Consider the following 16,701-nt stretch of genomic DNA (forward strand, 5'->3'; position numbering starts at 1 on the left):
CCGCAAGGAGATCGGTGTTTCGCCTGTGTGACACTGGAATCCGCTCGCGAAGCGCCGCGAAGCTGCTTCGCGCGCGAAGCAGCTTCGCGCTTTCTTAAACGGTATCCGGTAACGGATTGAATGGGTATCCGGCCGTGGGGAAAGGGGCTCGGGTTAGCGAATTCTTCGTGGACGGCCGGTCCCGGCGGTCCTCCGGGGAGCGCGTGACCGGCCGGGGAGTGGTTGACTTCCCCCATGGCTGAACCGAAACCGCGGGACCTGGCCGCTCTGCTGCTGGCGCTGACCGTCGTCACCGGGGTCGTCGACGCGGTCAGCTTCCTCGGGCTGGGCCGGGTCTTCGTCGCCAACATGACCGGGAACGTCGTCTTCTTCGGGTTCGCCGCGGCCGGGGAGACGACGCTGTCGGTGCTCGCCTCGCTGACCGCCGTGCTCGCCTTCCTGGCCGGCGCGCTCGCCGGCGGACGGCTGGCCCGGCGCGACGACGACCACGACGCCCTGCGCCAGGCGACCGCCGTGCAGGCGGGGCTGATCGCGGTGGCCGTCGTGTTGTCCGCCACTCTCGGTGCCGGGACGCGGCTGGGTGCCGAACTGCTGATCATCGTGCTCGGGCTGGCGATGGGGCTGCAGAACGCGGCGGTGCGCCGGATCGGGGCGCCCGACCTGACGACCACGGTGCTGACGATGACCCTCACCGGCTTCGCCGCCGACTCGAAGGCTGCCGGCGGGCCGGGGGCGCACCCGCTGCGGAAGGTCGCCGCCGTCGGGGCGATGCTCGCCGGGGCCTTCGCCGGCGGGCTGCTGCAGCTGCACGTCGCGATGTGGGTTGCGCTGGCGCTGGCTCTCGTGCTGGTCGTGGGGGTGCTCGGCGTGCTGCAGCGGGCCACGCGGAAAGCCGCGCGGTGAACGGAACGGTCCACCGCGCAGCATCATCCACAGAGGACGGTCAGGAGCCGGTGACCTTGAGCTCGACCAGCGTGGCCGGGTCCTGGCCCGCGCCTTCGCCGAAGCCGGTCCAGCCGTGCGTGTCCACGTTGACCGTGGTCGGCGCGCCCTTGATGGTGACCGTCGCCTTGACGTTGTGGGCGTCCTGGTCGTCGCCCTTGGCCTGGAACGCGTACGGGATGCTGAGCTTGAGGTAGCCGGACGGCCCGGTCACCTGGAAGCAGTAGTGGCCGGGGTCGGTGCCGTGGTCGGCCGGGTTGTTCGTCGAGTAGACCTCGATCACGCCGGTGTGGCCGGCGCAGTCCACCAGCACGATGTGCCCGTCGCCGCTGACCAGCGTGATGCCGCGGTCGCGCAGGATCTTGTCCGCGCCGGGGTAGCTGTAGTCCTCGACCAGGCCGGGCGGGTTGTCGTCCGAGGCCGTGCCGGCGGACGCGGCGCCGGCGATCGCCGCCGTGCCGGTGACCACCGCGGCGCCGGCGAGGGCGGTCGCGGCGATCAGCTTGGTGCGGATACGCATGTCGGGTTGCACTCCTTGTGGTCGGCGGGGCTGGGCGCGCGTCGCCGGACAGAGTGCTGCGTCCTCGACCCGACATGGCCCCCCATGCGAGAACAGACCGGACCGTATCCTCCGCTCGGCCGTTCGGTCAACGGCGATCCGCGTTACTTGGTTGGAGGCTTTCCCCCGGACCGGATCTGCGCTTAAGGTACCTCTCGGCTGACACCGGGGGGACCGCGTGCGCGGGGCAGCCGACGGCTGCCTGCCGTCATCCCCTGCGGATCTCACGAGGGGGCAGCGGGGCACATGGGCATCCGACACCTACGGGCCGCACTGACGGCGACGACGGCGTTCGCGCTGTTCGCCGGCATCGTGGCGACACCGGCCGCGGCCGCGGACACGCCGCAGCCGACGGAACGCCAGCAGGTGCTGGCACTGATGCGCGACGGCAGCCAGGTCATCTCCCGTGCGGCCGAAGCCGCGCTGTGCGGCACCGACGACGACGTGCACACCTTCCTGGCGTCCGGGCTGGCCCGGGTCCAGGAAATTTCCGACCGCGTCGCGGTGCAGCAGATGATCACCACCGGCGGCCCGGCGACCCAACACGCTGCCAACGCCGCGCTCGGCGGCGGTATCGCCGACGTGCGCGCGTTCCTCGCGAACGGGTGGCGGCAGCCGTGGCAGACCGACCTGCGCGTGCAGGTCTCGCGGTTGCAGTCGGCCGCCACCGGGCCCGCCGTGAAGAGCGCGGCCAACACCGCTCTCAACGGCACCTCCGACGACCAGCTGGCCTTCCTCGGCCAGGGCTACCAGCGCGCCCAGGTCACCGACGACCGGATCGCCGTGCAGCGGCTGATCAACACCGCCGGGCCCGAGGTCAAGAAGGTCGGCAACTGGGCGTTGTCGTCCAGCGCGGACGACGTGCGCTGGTTCCTCCAGAGCGGCTACCTGGTCGCGCTGCAGCGTGACCAGGAGACCGCGACGGTCGCGCAGCTCGCCGACCTCGCGAAGAGCTCGCAGGCCCGCGCGACGGAGCAGACGCAGGCGGCGAAGGACGCGGCCGACCAGGCCGCCACCGCCGCCGCGGCCGCGAAGGCCGACGCGCAGATCGCCGCCGACGAGACGCGCAAGGCGCAGGGCTCGGCGGAGCAGGCCGCGCAGGCCGCGGCGCGGGCGGCCGACGCCGCCAACCGCGCGGCGCGCGCCGCGCAGACGGCGATCAACGCGGCCAACGCGGCGAACAGCGCGGCCCGCGAGGCCGCGGCCGCCGCCAGCCAGGCCGCCTGGGCCGCCTCCATGGCCGGCCGGGCCGCCTCGAACGCCCGCAACGCGGCCGCCGCCGCGGCGACCGACCGGGGCCAGGCCGACCGGGCGACGCAGGCCGCGAAGGACGCCCGGGACGCCGCCAACGGCGCGCAGAGCGCCGCCGACGCGCTGACCCACGCCATCGACGCCGTGCACGCCGTCGCCGTGACCGTCCAGGCGGCCGCAGCCGCCGCGAACGACGCTGCCGCGGCCGCCGCGGCCTCGTCGGAAGCCGGTGGCTACGCGCAGCAGGCCGGGGCCAGCGCCGCCGAGGCGAAGAACGCCGCCGCCCGGGCGCAGCGCAACGCCAACGAAGCCAGCCGGGCGGCCGCCGCCGCGTTGTCGCTGGCCAACGACGCCGCCGCGTGGGCCGGCCAGGCGCGGCAGGCCGCGCTGGACGCCGTCGCGCACGCCAACGCCGCGGCCGCCGCGGCCGACGACGCTGCCCTGCACGCCGGGGAGGCGGCCGGGGCCGCGCAGCGCGCGAAGGACGCCTCGATCGAGGCGAAGAACGCCGCCGATGCCGCGCAGGCGGCCGCCGACCAGGCCGAGAACACCGCGAGCCTGGCCCGCCGCGCGGACGCGGAGCGGCTGGCCGAGCAGCAGTCCCAGGCGACCCGCGACGCGCAGGACGCCAAGCAGGCCGAGGACTCCCGGACGGTGGCCGCGCACTGGACCGCCGGCCAGCCGGAGCAGCTGAGCCAGCAGGCGGCGACCCTGCTGGTCGCGGCCAAGGACCCGGCGGCCACGCCGGCGGCGGCGATCGCCAGCGGCCGCAAGCTGGCCGCCGAACTGATGCACACCGGTGGCCCGAAGCTGTTCGCCGCGGCCGGTGCCGCGCTCGCCGGCACGGACGCCGAGCTGACCGCGTTCGTCCAGAGTGGACTGGACGCGGCGCTGGAGCAGGACGACCGGCTCAGCCTGGGCATCGTGGGCGGTGCCTCCCTGGTGCCGGCCCAGCGCGCCGCGGCGGGCACCGCCGCCGCGGGCGGCCACGACCAGGTCAAGCAGTTCCTGACCACCCGCGATTACCAGGGCAAGGTCACCAACGACCGGCTCGAGGCGCAGCGCATCTCCTCACTCGGCGGGCCGGCCACCAAGGACGCGGCCAACCGCGCGCTCTCCGGGACCCCGGAAGACGTCGCCGCGTTCCTGAAGACCGGGCAGTTCACCGCGGCCAAGAACGACGACCGGATCGCCGTCCAGAAGATCCTCGACAAGGGCGGCCCGGAAGTGAAGGCCGCGGCCAACGCCGCGCTGTCGGGTCCGTGGACCTACGTCCGCCAGTTCCTGCAGACCGGGCAGTACAGCGCCGCGTGGCGGGACGCCGACGCCGCGCAGCACGTCGCCCAGGTCAACGGCTACGTCGCCAACGCGAAGGAAGCCGCGGCCCTGGCCCACCAGCAGGCCGCACTGGCCGCCGAATACGCGGCCAACGCCGCCGGTTCGGCCGCCGAAGCCGCTGCGGCGGCCCAGGCGGCGAAGGACTCCGCGGCCGAGGCGCAGCAGCACGCCGAAGCCGCGAAGGCCTCCGCCGACCAGGCCGAGAAGTCCGCCGCCCAGGCGGCGCAGTCGGCCGAAACCGCCCGCTGGGCGGCGTCGAACGCCCAAGCGGCGGCGCAGGCCGCGCAGCGCTCGGCGGCTCAGGCGGCGCAGTCGGCCGCACTGGCCAACGAGTACGCCGCGGAGGCCCGCGAGGCGGCGGCCCGGGCACAGGCCGACGCGGACGCGGCGGGCAAGGACGTCGTCGAAGCCAGCAAGGCGGCCGCCGACGCGTACAACGCGGTCAGCGTCAAGCAGTCCGAGGAGAACGCCAAGCAGCAGGTCATGGACATGCGGGGCACCGTCCAGCAGGTCCGGGACGCGGTGGCGCAGGTCATCCAGGACCACCCGGAGCTGCAGGGGCTCCTGGACACGGCGAACCAGCTGCTGTCCATGATCGACACGATGGCCGGCGCCACCCTCGACTACGTGCGCGACCACGCGGGCGAGCTGCTCGCGCTGATCCAGCACCTGGCCGAGGTGGCGGGCGGCGTCGGCGCCGCACTCGGTGGCGCGTCGGTCGCGGGTGGCGCGATCGCGGCGTGTGCCGAAGAAGTCGGTGCGGGTGCGGCGATCGGTGCCGGTGGCGGTGCCGCGTTCGCCGGCATCGGTGCGGTGCCCGGCGGCATCGGCGGCGCGCTCGTCGGGGCCATCGCGTGCGTGTTCACCTCGGGGCCGGCGGTCTACGCCGGCGTCGCCGAGATGATCGGCGGCCTGGCCATGGCCATGCACGGCATGGAGGGCATGGCCGACGACATCAAGAACCTCGCCGAGAACCCGGGCAACAAGATCGGCGACGCGCGCGAGGTGAAGGTCTCGGAGATCGTCGGCGGCCGTCGCACCAAGGAGCTCACCAACGACGGCCAGGACTTCACGATCGTGCAGCCGGGCGTCGGCAAGACCGGCGTGGACGTGTTCGGGCCGAACGGCGAGTACATCGCGGTCGGCGGGCCGGGCAAGGCGCTGGACACCACCAAGCTGGGCAGCCAGATGAAGGTCCTCAACTGGGGCGCCGACCAAGCGGGGGTGCGAGCCCTCGCGTACTTTGAGGAGGGCACGCCGCAAGCGGCGCTGGACCTCGCCAAGAAGTGGCTCGGCGACGGCAACGTCATCCTTTTCCCGAAGTAGGCACCGAATGTCCGACGGATTCGTCCGGCTGTACCGGCGTGACTGGTCACCCGAGCAGGCGCGCCGGCGGGTCGATTCGCTGGCGGCGGCGGGAATGGTGCTGAGCCATCCCCGCACCGGCCGGATCACCGCGATCAGCGGCGAGTGGGAGACCATCGGCGAGCAGGTCGAGATGGACCGCGAGGGCCTGCTCGCCGCCATGGCCGCGCTGCCGGAGGGAGAGCAGTTCACCTTTCAGTACTGGATGGCCGACGACGAAGACGCCGACGTCGTCTGCACGCTGACGCGGCTCTCCGCCGACGTGGTCGTCGAGGACTACGACCTCGACGGATTCGGCGGGGGGATCGCGCGGACCGGGCAGGACACGGTGATCCGCCCGTTGCTGGCCGAGTTCCGGGCGACCGGGCCGGCCGCGGTCGGCCTGGTCGTCGACCGCTGGGGTCCGTCGCTGGACACCGACCTCGACGACATCGTGACCGGCGGCCCGACTCCGGTGACCGTGACGCCGGAGCTGCTGGTGCTGCGGCCCGAGGTCGCCGCCCGGCACCCGGAGCTGCGGTACCTGGTCCCGTTCGACGGCTTCCTCGCGCGTGACACGGACGGGATCCTGGCCCTGGCCGGGAGTTAGCCGAGCGAGCGGCCGCCGTCGACCAGGAGGCGTTGCCCGGTGATGAAGCCGGCTTCGTCCGAGGCGAAGAAGCTGACGGCGGCCGCCACCTCCTCCGGCGTGCCCAGGCGCCCCGCCGGGACCGAGGCCCGGTACTCCTCGCGCTCGGCTTCCGGGACCTCCGCGTGCCGCTCCACCGGGATGAACCCGGGCGCCACCGTGTTGACCGTGATGCCGTCCGGGGCCAGCTCACGCGCCCACGCCCGGGCCAGGCCGATCTGGGCGCTCTTGGCCGTCGCGTACGCCGAGCGGCCGGGTGGCGGGCGGTCCGCCACCTCCGAGTCGACGTGCACGATGCGGCCGTGGCCGCGGGCGCGCATGCCCGGCAGCACGGCGTGGCCCAGCAGCACCGGCGACCGCACGAAGAAATCCAGCTGGGCCAGGTGGTCCGGCCAGTCGACGCCCGCCACCGGCGCCTCCGGCTGCGGGCCGGTGGCGTTGAGCACCAGCACCCCGATCGGGCCCAGCAGGGCCGTGACGGCGTCGACCAGCTCGCCGACCTGGCGCCGGTCCGTCACATCCGCGGCGAACGCCCCCGCCCGGCCGCCTTCGGCGAGGATGCTCTCCGCGGCCGTCTTGAGGTCCGCGTTGTCGTGACGGCCGTTGAGCGCGACGGCGAACCCGTCTCTGGCCAGCCGGCGAGCGATCACGCGGCCGAGACCCCGGGAACTGCCGGTCACCAGTGCGACACCCATGCGCCCGACGCTAGGCGACACACCGGGGCACGACAAGGCCCCCGGGACGTGTCCCGGGGGCCTCGAACGGGTGACTCGGACGAGCAGGCTCAGACCGACGAGCCCACCAGATTTTCGGTGACGGGCGGCGGTGCCGCCACGACCTTCTTGTTGCGGCGGTTGCGCCGCTCCAGGTACGTCGCCAGCGCCGTCAGCAGCAGGCACATCACGACGTAGATGGCGGTCGCCACGATCGTCGACGGCACGATCGGCCGCCCGAACGTGCCCTGCGAGCCGATGTAGCGCGCGTAGTACAGCAGCTCCTGGTAGGTGATGATGAAGCCGAGCGCGGTGTCCTTCAGCAGCACGACCAGCTGGCTGATGATCGTCGGCAGCATCGCCCGGATCGCCTGCGGCAGCAGGACCAGGAACATCACCTGCGTCTTGCGCATGCCCAGCGCGTACGCGGCTTCGCTCTGGCCCTTCGGCAGCGACTGGATGCCGGCGCGGAAGACCTCCGCGAGCACCGAGCCGTTGTACAGCGTCAGGCCGAACACCACGCCGAGGAACGGCGTCATCGGCACGCCCAGCGTCGGCAGGCCGAAGTAGAACAGGAACATCAGGATCAGCGCCGGGATGGCGCGGAAGAACTCGACGACGAACCCGGAGATCCGGCGGATCCACCCGTGGTCGGACAGCCGGCCCGCCGCGAAGATCGCGCCGAAGATCACCGCGAGCACCGCGGCGGCGGCGAACGCCTCGACCGTCGCGAGCACCGCGTCGGCCAGGTCGCGCTGCACCTGCGCGTACTGCAGCCACTCCCACTTGCGGGCGGTGAACTGGCCGCTGTCGTAGAACCGCCAGCCGATGTACCCGACGAAGGCGAGGACCACGAGCGTGCCGATCACCGCGTACGTGCGGTACCGGAGCCGGGCCTTCGGCCCCGGGACGTCGAACAGGACGTTGCTCATGCGCACACCTCGCTGACGCTCGGTGCGGCCTGAGCCGCAAGCGCAGTGTTGAATGATTCGGTCGCAAGCTCCCTCATCGGGCGACGCTCCAGCGCTTCTCCAGGCTGCGTTGGACGAACGACAGCACGGCGACCAGGATGATAAAGCCGAGCGCGACCCACAGCAGGCCGACCAGCTGGTTCTCCCCGCGTTCGGACAGGTACTGGCGGATCGCGCCGGCCTCGGCGACGGAGAAACCGGCCGCGATGGTGGTGTTCTTCAGCAGCGCGATCAAGGTGCTGATCAGCGGCGGCACGACCGAGCGCAGCGCCTGCGGCAGCACGACCTGGCCGAGGATCTGGCCGAAGGTCAGTCCCAGCGCCCGGCCCGCCTCGGCCTGGCCGACCGGCACGGTGTTGATGCCCGAGCGCACGACCTCGCAGATGAACGCCGAGGTGTACACGGTCAGCGCCGTCACCGCGGCCGGGAAGTAGTCGAGCTTGACGATGTCGAGCAGCGGGTAGGCGAACACGAAGAACGCGAACACCAGGGTGAGCGGCGTGTTCCGGGCGATCGTCACGTACGCCGCGCCGACGGCGCGGAAGACGGGGACCGGGCTCACCCGCAGCATCGCCAGGATCGTGCCCCAGATCAGGCTGCCGACAGCGGAGAGCACGAACAGTTCGATCGTGCGCAGGAAGAACGGACCGAACAGGTCCAGGTTGTTGAGCAGGACGTCCATGGAGCCTTCCCCGCGTCCGTGGTCAAGGAGTGGATGTGAGAGGGCCGGTGAACCGGGAAACCCGATCCACCGGCCCCGGTGTCACGTCAGTACTTCTCGAGGGTCGGCTTGGTCGCGGTCGAGCCCGACTTGCCGAGGGTGGCGTCGTAGATCTTCTGCCAGGTGCCGTCGTCCAGCGCCTTCTGCAGGATCTCGTTGACCTTGTCGCGCAGCACCTTGTCGTCCTTGTTGAGGCCGATGCCGTACTTCTCGGTCGAGAACGTCTTGCCGACGACCTTCAGGGTGTCCGGCTCCTGAGCCGCGTAGCCCTTGAGGATCGCGTCGTCGGTCGTGACCGCGTCGACGTCCTTCGACTGCAGCTTCTCGACGCACTGCGAGTACTTCTGGAACTCGACGATGTTGCCCGGTTCGGTCAGGTTCTGCTGCCGGACCTTCTGGATCGGGGTCGAGCCGGTGACCGAGCAGACCTTCTTGCCCTTGAGGGTCTCCGGGCCGGTGATCGAGGTGTCGTCCTTGCGGACGAGCAGGTCCTGGCCGGCGACGAAGTACGGGCCGGCGAAGGAGACCAGCGCCTTGCGCTTGTCGGTGATCGAGTAGGTGCCGACGTAGTAGTTCACGTCGCCGTTCGCGATCGTCTGCTCACGCGCACCGGAGTCGACCGTGCGGAAGGTGATCTTCTCCGGGTCGAAGCCGAGGCCGGCCGAGACCAGCTTGGCGATCTCGATGTCGAAGCCGCCGAACTTGCCGGTCGTCGGGTCCTTGAGGCCGAGGCCCGGCTGGTCGTCCTTGGCGCCCACGGTCAGCGCACCCGCCGACTTCATCTTGGCGAACACCGGGGAGCCGGCCAGGTCGACGCCCTGCGCGACCGGGTAGCTCAGCGCCGCGGGGGCGTTCGTGCCGCTCTGGTCACCGGAACCCGGCGTGGCCGGCGTGCCTTCCTTGCCACAGGCGGTCAGCGTGGTCAGCGCCAAGCCGCCGGCGAGCAGTCCCACCGCGAGGGTGCGGATCCTCATGTGAATCTCTCCTGTGTGTCGTCACCCGGACGCCGACGCGCCGCGGAACGTTTGTTCTCAGTGGGTCAGGATCTTGCCGAGGAAGTCCTTCGCGCGCTCGCTCTTCGGCGCGGTGAAGAACTCTTCGGGTGTCGTGTCCTCGACGATCTCGCCGTCGGCCATGAAGATCACCCGATCGGCTGCCCGGCGGGCGAAGCCCATCTCGTGGGTGACGACGAGCATCGTCATGCCGTCCTTGGCCAGGCCCGTCATCACGTCGAGGACCTCCTGGACCATCTCCGGGTCCAGCGCCGAGGTCGGCTCGTCGAACAGCATCACCTTGGGCCGCATCGCCAGCGCCCGCGCGATGGCCACGCGCTGCTGCTGGCCGCCCGACAGCTGGGCCGGGTACTTGTCGGCCTGGTTGGCGATGCCGACGCGCTCCAGCAGCTCCATCGCCGTCTTGCGGGCTTCGGCCTGCGAGGTCTTGCGGACCTTCACCGGCGCGAGCATCACGTTCTCGACGATGGTCTTGTGCGCGAACAGGTTGAACGACTGGAACACCATGCCGACGTCGGCCCGCAGCGCGGCCAGCGCCTTGCCCTCGGCGGGCAGCGGAACGCCGTCGACGGCGATCTCGCCCGAGTTGATCGGCTCCAGCCGGTTGATCGCCCGGCACAGGGTCGACTTGCCCGAGCCCGACGGGCCGAGCACCACGACGACCTGGCCGCGAGGCACCTCGAGCGTGATCTCCCTGAGCACGTGCAGGTCGCCGAAGTACTTGTTCACGGCGGACGCCTTGATCATCGGCGCCGCCACCTCCGCGGTCATCTGGCCTCCCGGGTCGTTCGTGCAATTCGGGCATGGGTCACCACGCGATGGCGAGAACCTACCGTTGCTCTACCGCCTGGCAAGGCCCCTTGAGCAATACTTAGGGTTTCAACTGAGTATCGATGTCCATTTTGGGGGGTGTCCACCCGGGGTCACGGAGTGTGACCGTCCGGGTGGCCGGTGCGGGGCCCGCCCCGACGTCCTAGAGTTCGCCGTACCGGCCGGTGAAGCAGGTCACCATGGGAGGCGGACGGGTGCGGGTGCTGCTGGTGGAGGACGACGACCGGGTCGCGGGTGCGCTCATCCCGGCGCTGACCCGCCGCGGCCTGGCGATCGCCCGGCTGGCCACCGGCGCCGGCGTGCTCGACCGGGTGCACGAGGTCGACGTCGTCCTGCTGGACCTGGGCTTGCCCGACATCGACGGCGTGACGCTGTGCCGCCAGATCCGCGCGGTCAGCGACGTCGCGATCATCGTCGTCTCGGCCCGGGGCGAGGTCGACGACCGGATCCAGGGCCTGCGCGCGGGCGCCGACGACTACCTGGTCAAGCCCTACGACGTCGAGGAGCTGATGGCCAGGGTCGAGGCCGTGCGCCGCCGCCGCGGGGAGCACCCGGCCGCCGAGCCGGTGGTCATCCGGGTCGGGGACGTCACGGTCGACGTCTCCCGGCACGAGGTGCTGGTCGACGGCAAGGCGGTCGCCCTGTCCCGCAAGGAGTTCCAGGTGCTGGCGCTGGTGGCGGGCGCGCGCGGGGCGGTCTGCTCGCGGGAGCACGTGCTCACGGAGGTGTGGGGGCACCGCGGCCCGGCGGAAAGCCGGTCGCTGGACGTGCACGTCGCGACGCTGCGGACGAAGCTGGGCCGCCCGGCGCTGATCGAGACCGTCCGCGGGGTCGGGTACCGGCTCGGCGGCCAGGTCGCCCGGAGCTGAGCGTGCGGGTCCGGCTGCAGGGCATCGTGCTGACGCTGGTGGCGTTGCTGGTGTTCGGCCTGGGCATCCCGCTGGCCAGGAGCATCGCGGCCGGCGCGCAGCAGGACCTGTTCCTCGACCGGCTGACCGACACCGCGCGGTTCGCGTCGCTGGCGCAGCGCCCGCTGCTGGACAACAAGCCGGGCCTGATCAACCCCGACCTGATCCGCTACAACGAGGTGTACGGCGTCCAGGTGGCGGTCGTCGACCAGGACGGCAAGCTCTTCGCCTCGTCGCTGGGCCCGGACGCGGCGCGGATCGACCTCAAGGCCGAACGGCTCAGCGGGCCGATCGGCGAGGCGCTCGCCGGCCGCCGCTCGCAGCCGGCGGGCGTGCTGATGCCGTGGGATTCGACGCCGCTGGTGCTCGCCGAACCGGTGCTGGCCGACGGCGAGGTGCACGGCGCGGTGCTGACGGTGTCCGACACCGGCTCCGAGCGGGCGGACGTGCTGTGGTGGTGGCTGCTGCTGGCCGCGGGCGGGATCCTCGCCTTCACACTCGCGCTGGCCGTGGCGATCCCGGTGGTCCGCTGGATCCTGCGGCCGGTGCACCGGCTCGACGACGCGACGGGCGCGCTGGTGGCCTCGGTGGTCAGCGGCCGCGAGGCCGAGCCGGTGGGGGAGAGCGGCGGGCCGCCGGAGCTGCGCCAGCTCGGCCGGTCGTTCGACCGGATGGCGTCGAGCGTGTCGGGCGCGCTGGCGGCGCAGCGGGCGTTCGTCGCCGACGCGTCCCACCAGCTGCGCAACCCGCTGACGGCGTTGAAGATCCGCTTGGGCAACCTCGAAGGCCACGTGAACGACGAGCCGGCGGCCGCGGACCTCGAGGCGGCGCGGGTCGACGCGGGCCGGCTGCACCAGATCCTGGACGGGCTGCTGTCGATGGCGCGGGCCGAGGCTTCGGGCGATGAGCTGGACCCGGTGGTGCTGGACGAGGCCGTGGCGGATCGGGTCGCCGACTGGTCGGTGGTCGGCGAGGCCCGTGACGTCCGGCTGGTGGTGGAGACGCCGGGTGACGGTGCGCGCGTGTGCATGCCACCGCGGGGCGCGGAGACGATCTTGGACGCGTTGCTGGACAACGCCTTGAAGTTCACCGCATCGGGGACGGAAATCCTGGTGGCGGTCTCCCGGGAAGAGGACCGGGTGCGGTTGTCGGTGCGGGACCACGGGCCGGGGCTGCGGCCGGACGAGCTCGACCGGGCGCTGGACCGGTTCTGGCGGAGCCCGGCGCACCAGAACGTGCCCGGGTCGGGGCTGGGGCTGGCGATCGTCAGCGAGATCGTCGCCCATTCGGACGGGAAACTGGAGCTGGACCTGCCCGAGGGCGGCGGGCTGCGGATCTCGATGCTGTTCCCGGTCGCCTGACACCCGGCCGGAGTTTCGCCGGTAGAGTTGACCGGTGAACGGCAATTTCGAGACGTTCCAACGCGAGCTGGCCGCCAGCGGGTTCCCGCCGCTGGTCAACAAGCTGGCCGGGGCCGGCTTCCGGGCCCGGATCGCCACCCGCGACCTCGGACCGCTGCGGCTGGTCTCCCTCGACACGCCCGAAAGCGCCTGCTTCGGGCGGGAGCGTGACGCCGTCGACGGCGAGAACCTGGCGATCAAGGTGATGGCCCGGGGCCGGACGCGGATCGAACAGGGGCGCGGCGAGGCCGAACTCGGGCCGTCCGACCTGGTGCTGCTCGATCCCACGCGGGCGGTCCGGTTCGAGAGCACCGCCGGGGCGCACGTCACCGTCGTCGTCCCGCGCCGGGAGCTGCGGATCCGGCCCGCACAGCTCGACCGGCTCGTCGGCGTCCGCATCGACGGCAGTCGTGGGCCGGGCGCGCTGGTCTCGGTGCTGGCCCGGGAGTCGGCGCGGTCGGCGACCGAGTTCCGCGAGGCGGAGGCACGGCGCTCGGCGGCGGCCGTCGTCGAGCTGATCGCGGTCGCGCTGGAGGCCCGGCTCGGCGACGGGCAACCGGCCCCGGACGAGCGGCTGCGGGACCGGATCACCGGCTACATCGAGGCCCGGCTGGCCGATCCCGGCCTGTCCCCGCCCGGGATCGCCGCCGCCCACCACATCTCGGTACGCCGGCTGCACAAGCTGTTCGAGGACCAGCCGCTCACCGTCGCGGCGCTGATCCGCCGTCGCCGCCTGGAGCGTTGCCGAGCCGAGCTGACCGGAGGCGGCCGTACTGTCACCGCCGTCGCGGCCCGGTGGGGATTCCCCGATCCCACCCACTTCAGCAAGCTGTTCAAGGCGACGTACGGCTACAACGCCCGCGCACTGGTCACCAGCAACCGTGCACCGGCGACCAAGACGCGCGCCGCCGGCCCGGGAAAGGATGGTGGTGACGAAGTCAGGCAATAGAAGGAGAAATCGTGGCGAAGGTGAACATCGTCCGTCCCGGTGAGGGCGAGATCCTGGGCAGCGGGGCACAGCAGATCCGGATACTGGAGAACGGCGAGCACACCGAGCACCGGCTCGGGTTCGCCGAAGTCACCATCCCGCCGGGCACCCCGAGCCCGTTGCAGCACCGCCACGCCCAGCACGACGAGGGTTTCTACGTGCTGAAGGGAACGTTCCGGTTCACCGTCGGCGAGGACCACTACGACGCCGGGCCGGGCACCTGGGTCATCGTGCCGACCGGGGCGCCGCACACGTTCGCCAACATCGGCGACGAGAACGCGGTCATGCTGAACACCTTCACGCCGGACCTTTACGTGCAGTACTTCCGCGACTTCAAGGCGATGATCGATTCCGGGCAGCCGGTGAACGCGGAAACCATGAAACCGCTCTGGGAGAACTACGCCACCGAGATCTCGAACGAATACGCGTCGTGAAGCGCCTCCAATACGACCGCTACGGCGGCCCCGAGGTGATGCGGCTCGCCGAGTTCGAGCCGGCCACGCCCGGGTCGGGTGAGGTGCTCGTCCGCGTCCGGGCGGCGGCATCCAACGCGCTGGACTGGAAGATGCGCAACGGCGAGCTGAAGCTGATGACCGGCCGCTCGTTCCCCCGGGCGATGGGGCACGACTTCGCCGGAGTCGTCGAGGCGGTCGGCGACGGCGTCACCCGGCTGAAGGCCGGCGACGCGGTCCTCGGCGCGGCCCGGTTCCGGCAGGCGGGAGCGTTCGCCGAGATGGTCACGGCCCCGGAGAAGGCGGTCGTGTGCAAACCGGTGGAGCTCTCCTACGAGGAGGCCGCCGCCCTGCCGACCGTGGGCGTGACCGCCTACCAGGCCATCGCGGAGATCCGGCCCGGGCAGGCGGTCTTCGTCAACGGGTGCCTGGGCGGGGTGGGCCGTGCCGCCGTCCAGCTCGCCCGGGCGCGGGGAGCCTCGGTGGCCGGCAGCGGCCGTGACACCGCGGCGGACGAGGCCCGCGAGCTCGGCGTCGAACCGGTCGTGGGTTTCGGCTTCGACCCGGCCGCGCTCGCGGGACGGTTCGACCTCGTCCTCGACACGCCCGGTCTGCTTCCGTTCGCCGCGGCCCGGACGCTGCTGAAGCCCGGCGGGAGCATCGTCGACATCGTCCCGACCCCGGCCAAGATGCTCCGGAGCGCACTGCCCGGGCCGTTCCGGGCGATGATGGGCCGGATGGCGCCCGCCGACCTGGAGGAGGTGGCCCGGACGTTGCGTCTGCCCATCGCCCGCACGGTCCCGTTGGGCGAGGCGATTCCCGCCCTGACGGAGCTGGAGCGCGAGCAGCGCCCGAAAGGCGGCAAACTGGTCATCGCCATGCCCTGAAGCTCGGCCGCCTAGGTCTTCTGGGCCCGGTAGTACCGCAGCGCCCCCGGGTGCAGGGGAATCGGCTGGGTCTCGATGCCCGGGTGGACGTCGATCGACAGGGCCGCCGAGTTGGCCTTCGCCAGCTCGCTGCGGGCGTCGAACAGGCCGCGGACCAGTGCCTCCGCCACGTCGTCCGGCATGGTCTTCGGGACCACCAGGAAGTTCGGCACCACCAGCGTCGTCACGGGCAGGGTCTGGCTGTACGTGCTCGCCGGGATCGTCGCGGTGCTGTAGACCTGGTTGAGCGTCTGGATCTTCGGCAGCACGTCGGCGAGGTCGAGCAGGCGCAGCCGGCCGCGGTTCTCCGGTTCCAGCAGTTTCGGCGTGGGCAGGCCGCCGGACCAGAAGAACGCGTCGATTTCGTGGTTCCGCAGCGCGGCCACGGATTCGTCGAGGCCGCGGGTGGTCGCGCTGACCGAGTCGCGCAGCCCGAGCGCGGTGAGCAGCGACTGGGCGATGAACTCGACGCCGGACTGCGGGGAGCCGATCGCGACCCGGTGACCGCTCAGCTGGGACACCGACCGGATGTCGGAGTCGGCGCGGACGACGATGTGCAGGTAGTCGTCGTGGATCCGGGCGAGGGCGGCGAGCTTGGGGTGCGCCTGGTACCGGTCCGCGGCGACGTCGGCCGCGACGAAGGCGACGTCGGCCGTGCCGGCCAGCACCTTGGCGACGTTGTCCGGCGAACCCTGCGTCTGCAGCACCTGCGGCCGGTCGATGCCCAGGCCGCCCTGCCAGGCGGTGGCGAGGGTCTGTGCGAGCTTGTAGTAGACGCCGCCCGAGTTGCCGGCGGCGATCCGCAGCTTGAGGTCGCCGAAGCCGCTGGTGCAGGCGGCGAGCACCAGCAGGAGGGCAGCCGCGATCGCGAGCCCGCGCGTCCGCCTGCTGGTCACGGCCTGATCGTGCCAGACTCCGCACCGGATGGGCAGCCGGGCAGGCCTGCGTTACCTCTTCAAGGAGTAACGCGAGTACCCTGCAGGACGTGGGAGACAAGCACGGATTCCGCTTCCACGGCGGACGGCCGTCGGTGAACTTCACGGCCACGGTCGGCGAGCGCTGGCGGGACGGCGGCTTCGAGCGCCTGCCGGACCCGGCGGCGCTGGGCCGGTGGTTCACCGAAGCCGGCCTGACCTCGGCCGACCCGCGTTGCACGGAGGCGGACCTGACGGCGGCGCGCGAGCTGCGCGAGGCCGTCTACCGGCTGATGGTGGGGCAGGTGTCCGAAGAGGACCTGGCCACGGTGAACCGGTGGGCGGGGCAGCCGCCGCCGGTGACCGCCCTGGTGAGGACCGCGGAGGGCCTGCGGACCCGGGTGGTGTCGGCGACGGTGCCGTCGTTGCTGGGGTCGATCGCCGCGGACGCGGTCGCGATTCTCGGGGCGAGGACGCCGGCCGGTTGCGGGAGTGCGCGAATCCCGAGTGCTCGCTGCTGTTTCTCGACACTTCGCGCGCGGGGTGCGGCGGTGGTGCTCGATGAGTTCGTGCGGGAGCCGCGAGAAGATGCAGCGGTACCGAGCCGCCGACCGCTGACGGCTTCCGGCCGTCGAAGTCAGGATCGAGTGAATTCGTCGAATTCGCGGTACTGCCGCAAAAGATCAGGTTACTGACCGGCGAATTACTCCGGACGCTCCTTGACCCCGGTCGGCCCGGCGCTGATCATTCCCGCAGCGATTCCCCGCGCGCGCTTTCCCGC

16 protein-coding genes and 1 pseudogene are annotated in these 16,701 nt (G+C 72.0%); 10 read left to right on the forward strand and 7 right to left on the reverse strand.

Annotation, left to right across the window (positions count from 1 at the left end; translation table 11 throughout):
* The first annotated feature begins 234 nt into the window (after positions 1–234).
* Positions 235–903: a YoaK family protein gene (locus tag HUT10_RS39650; RefSeq protein ID WP_176175874.1), complete on the forward strand. Its 669-nt coding sequence runs from the start codon at positions 235–237 to the stop codon at positions 901–903.
* Positions 904–943: 40 nt separating this feature from the next.
* Here the strand turns inward: HUT10_RS39650 and HUT10_RS39655 are convergent, their stop codons facing one another.
* A complete protein-coding gene (locus HUT10_RS39655; protein ID WP_176175875.1) occupies positions 944–1,462 on the reverse strand; it encodes a hypothetical protein in 519 nt (172 codons plus the stop codon).
* A gap of 285 nt (positions 1,463–1,747) precedes the next feature.
* Here HUT10_RS39655 and HUT10_RS39660 point away from each other — a divergent pair, with 285 nt between their 5' ends.
* The gene (locus HUT10_RS39660; protein WP_176175876.1) at positions 1,748–5,416 is read left to right on the forward strand and encodes an ALF repeat-containing protein; all 3,669 of its coding nucleotides are present in this window, start codon (positions 1,748–1,750) and stop codon (positions 5,414–5,416) included.
* Positions 5,417–5,423: 7 nt separating this feature from the next.
* Complete coding sequence (locus tag HUT10_RS39665; RefSeq protein WP_176175877.1) at positions 5,424–6,044, forward strand: hypothetical protein; 621 nt, start codon at positions 5,424–5,426, stop codon at positions 6,042–6,044.
* Here HUT10_RS39665 and HUT10_RS39670 read toward each other — a convergent pair.
* The 5 genes from HUT10_RS39670 to HUT10_RS39690 form a co-directional block, all read right to left on the reverse strand.
* Positions 6,041–6,778 (reverse strand): SDR family NAD(P)-dependent oxidoreductase, encoded by a 738-nt coding sequence (locus tag HUT10_RS39670; RefSeq protein WP_176175878.1) that lies wholly within the window; start codon positions 6,776–6,778, stop codon positions 6,041–6,043. The two genes, HUT10_RS39665 and HUT10_RS39670, sit on opposite strands and share 4 nt — an antisense overlap.
* A gap of 89 nt (positions 6,779–6,867) precedes the next feature.
* Positions 6,868–7,728, reverse strand: coding sequence for an amino acid ABC transporter permease (locus HUT10_RS39675; RefSeq protein WP_176175879.1), 861 nt, complete (start codon positions 7,726–7,728; stop codon positions 6,868–6,870).
* A 73-nt stretch (positions 7,729–7,801) separates the two neighbouring features.
* Complete coding sequence (locus tag HUT10_RS39680; protein WP_176175880.1) at positions 7,802–8,449, reverse strand: amino acid ABC transporter permease; 648 nt, start codon at positions 8,447–8,449, stop codon at positions 7,802–7,804.
* An 86-nt stretch (positions 8,450–8,535) separates the two neighbouring features.
* Positions 8,536–9,462 carry a glutamate ABC transporter substrate-binding protein gene (locus tag HUT10_RS39685; RefSeq protein ID WP_176175881.1) on the reverse strand — a complete coding sequence of 309 codons (927 nt, stop codon included), beginning with the start codon at positions 9,460–9,462 and terminating at the stop codon, positions 8,536–8,538.
* A 57-nt stretch (positions 9,463–9,519) separates the two neighbouring features.
* Positions 9,520–10,248 (reverse strand): amino acid ABC transporter ATP-binding protein, encoded by a 729-nt coding sequence (locus HUT10_RS39690; RefSeq protein WP_003054447.1) that lies wholly within the window; start codon positions 10,246–10,248, stop codon positions 9,520–9,522.
* A 278-nt stretch (positions 10,249–10,526) separates the two neighbouring features.
* Here HUT10_RS39690 and HUT10_RS39695 point away from each other — a divergent pair, with 278 nt between their 5' ends.
* The 5 genes from HUT10_RS39695 to HUT10_RS39715 are packed head-to-tail and all read left to right on the forward strand — an operon-like array spanning position 10,527 to position 14,967.
* The gene (locus HUT10_RS39695; RefSeq protein WP_176178262.1) at positions 10,527–11,201 is read left to right on the forward strand and encodes a response regulator transcription factor; all 675 of its coding nucleotides are present in this window, start codon (positions 10,527–10,529) and stop codon (positions 11,199–11,201) included.
* 2 nt (positions 11,202–11,203) lie between these two features.
* Entirely contained in the window at positions 11,204–12,601 is a 1,398-nt protein-coding gene (locus HUT10_RS39700) for a HAMP domain-containing sensor histidine kinase (protein WP_176175882.1), read from the forward strand.
* A gap of 34 nt (positions 12,602–12,635) precedes the next feature.
* Positions 12,636–13,589: a helix-turn-helix domain-containing protein gene (locus HUT10_RS39705; protein ID WP_176175883.1), complete on the forward strand. Its 954-nt coding sequence runs from the start codon at positions 12,636–12,638 to the stop codon at positions 13,587–13,589.
* 11 nt (positions 13,590–13,600) lie between these two features.
* Complete coding sequence (locus HUT10_RS39710) at positions 13,601–14,062, forward strand: cupin domain-containing protein (protein ID WP_176175884.1); 462 nt, start codon at positions 13,601–13,603, stop codon at positions 14,060–14,062.
* Positions 14,059–14,967 carry an NADP-dependent oxidoreductase gene (locus HUT10_RS39715; RefSeq protein WP_254897228.1) on the forward strand — a complete coding sequence of 303 codons (909 nt, stop codon included), beginning with the start codon at positions 14,059–14,061 and terminating at the stop codon, positions 14,965–14,967. Before HUT10_RS39710 ends, HUT10_RS39715 begins: the two co-directional genes overlap by 4 nt.
* An 11-nt stretch (positions 14,968–14,978) precedes the next feature.
* Here the strand turns inward: HUT10_RS39715 and HUT10_RS39720 are convergent, their stop codons facing one another.
* Positions 14,979–15,902: a TAXI family TRAP transporter solute-binding subunit gene (locus tag HUT10_RS39720; RefSeq protein WP_254897229.1), complete on the reverse strand. Its 924-nt coding sequence runs from the start codon at positions 15,900–15,902 to the stop codon at positions 14,979–14,981.
* A 134-nt stretch (positions 15,903–16,036) separates the two neighbouring features.
* Here HUT10_RS39720 and HUT10_RS52320 point away from each other — a divergent pair.
* Positions 16,037–16,375: pseudogene (locus HUT10_RS52320) on the forward strand (ABATE domain-containing protein); the annotation flags it as partial.
* A gap of 52 nt (positions 16,376–16,427) precedes the next feature.
* Positions 16,428–16,538, forward strand: coding sequence for a CGNR zinc finger domain-containing protein (locus HUT10_RS52325; protein WP_217709682.1), 111 nt, complete (start codon positions 16,428–16,430; stop codon positions 16,536–16,538).
* The last annotated feature ends 163 nt before the right edge of the window (positions 16,539–16,701 follow it).

The organism is Amycolatopsis sp. Hca4, assembly GCF_013364075.1.
Classification (GTDB): domain Bacteria; phylum Actinomycetota; class Actinomycetes; order Mycobacteriales; family Pseudonocardiaceae; genus Amycolatopsis.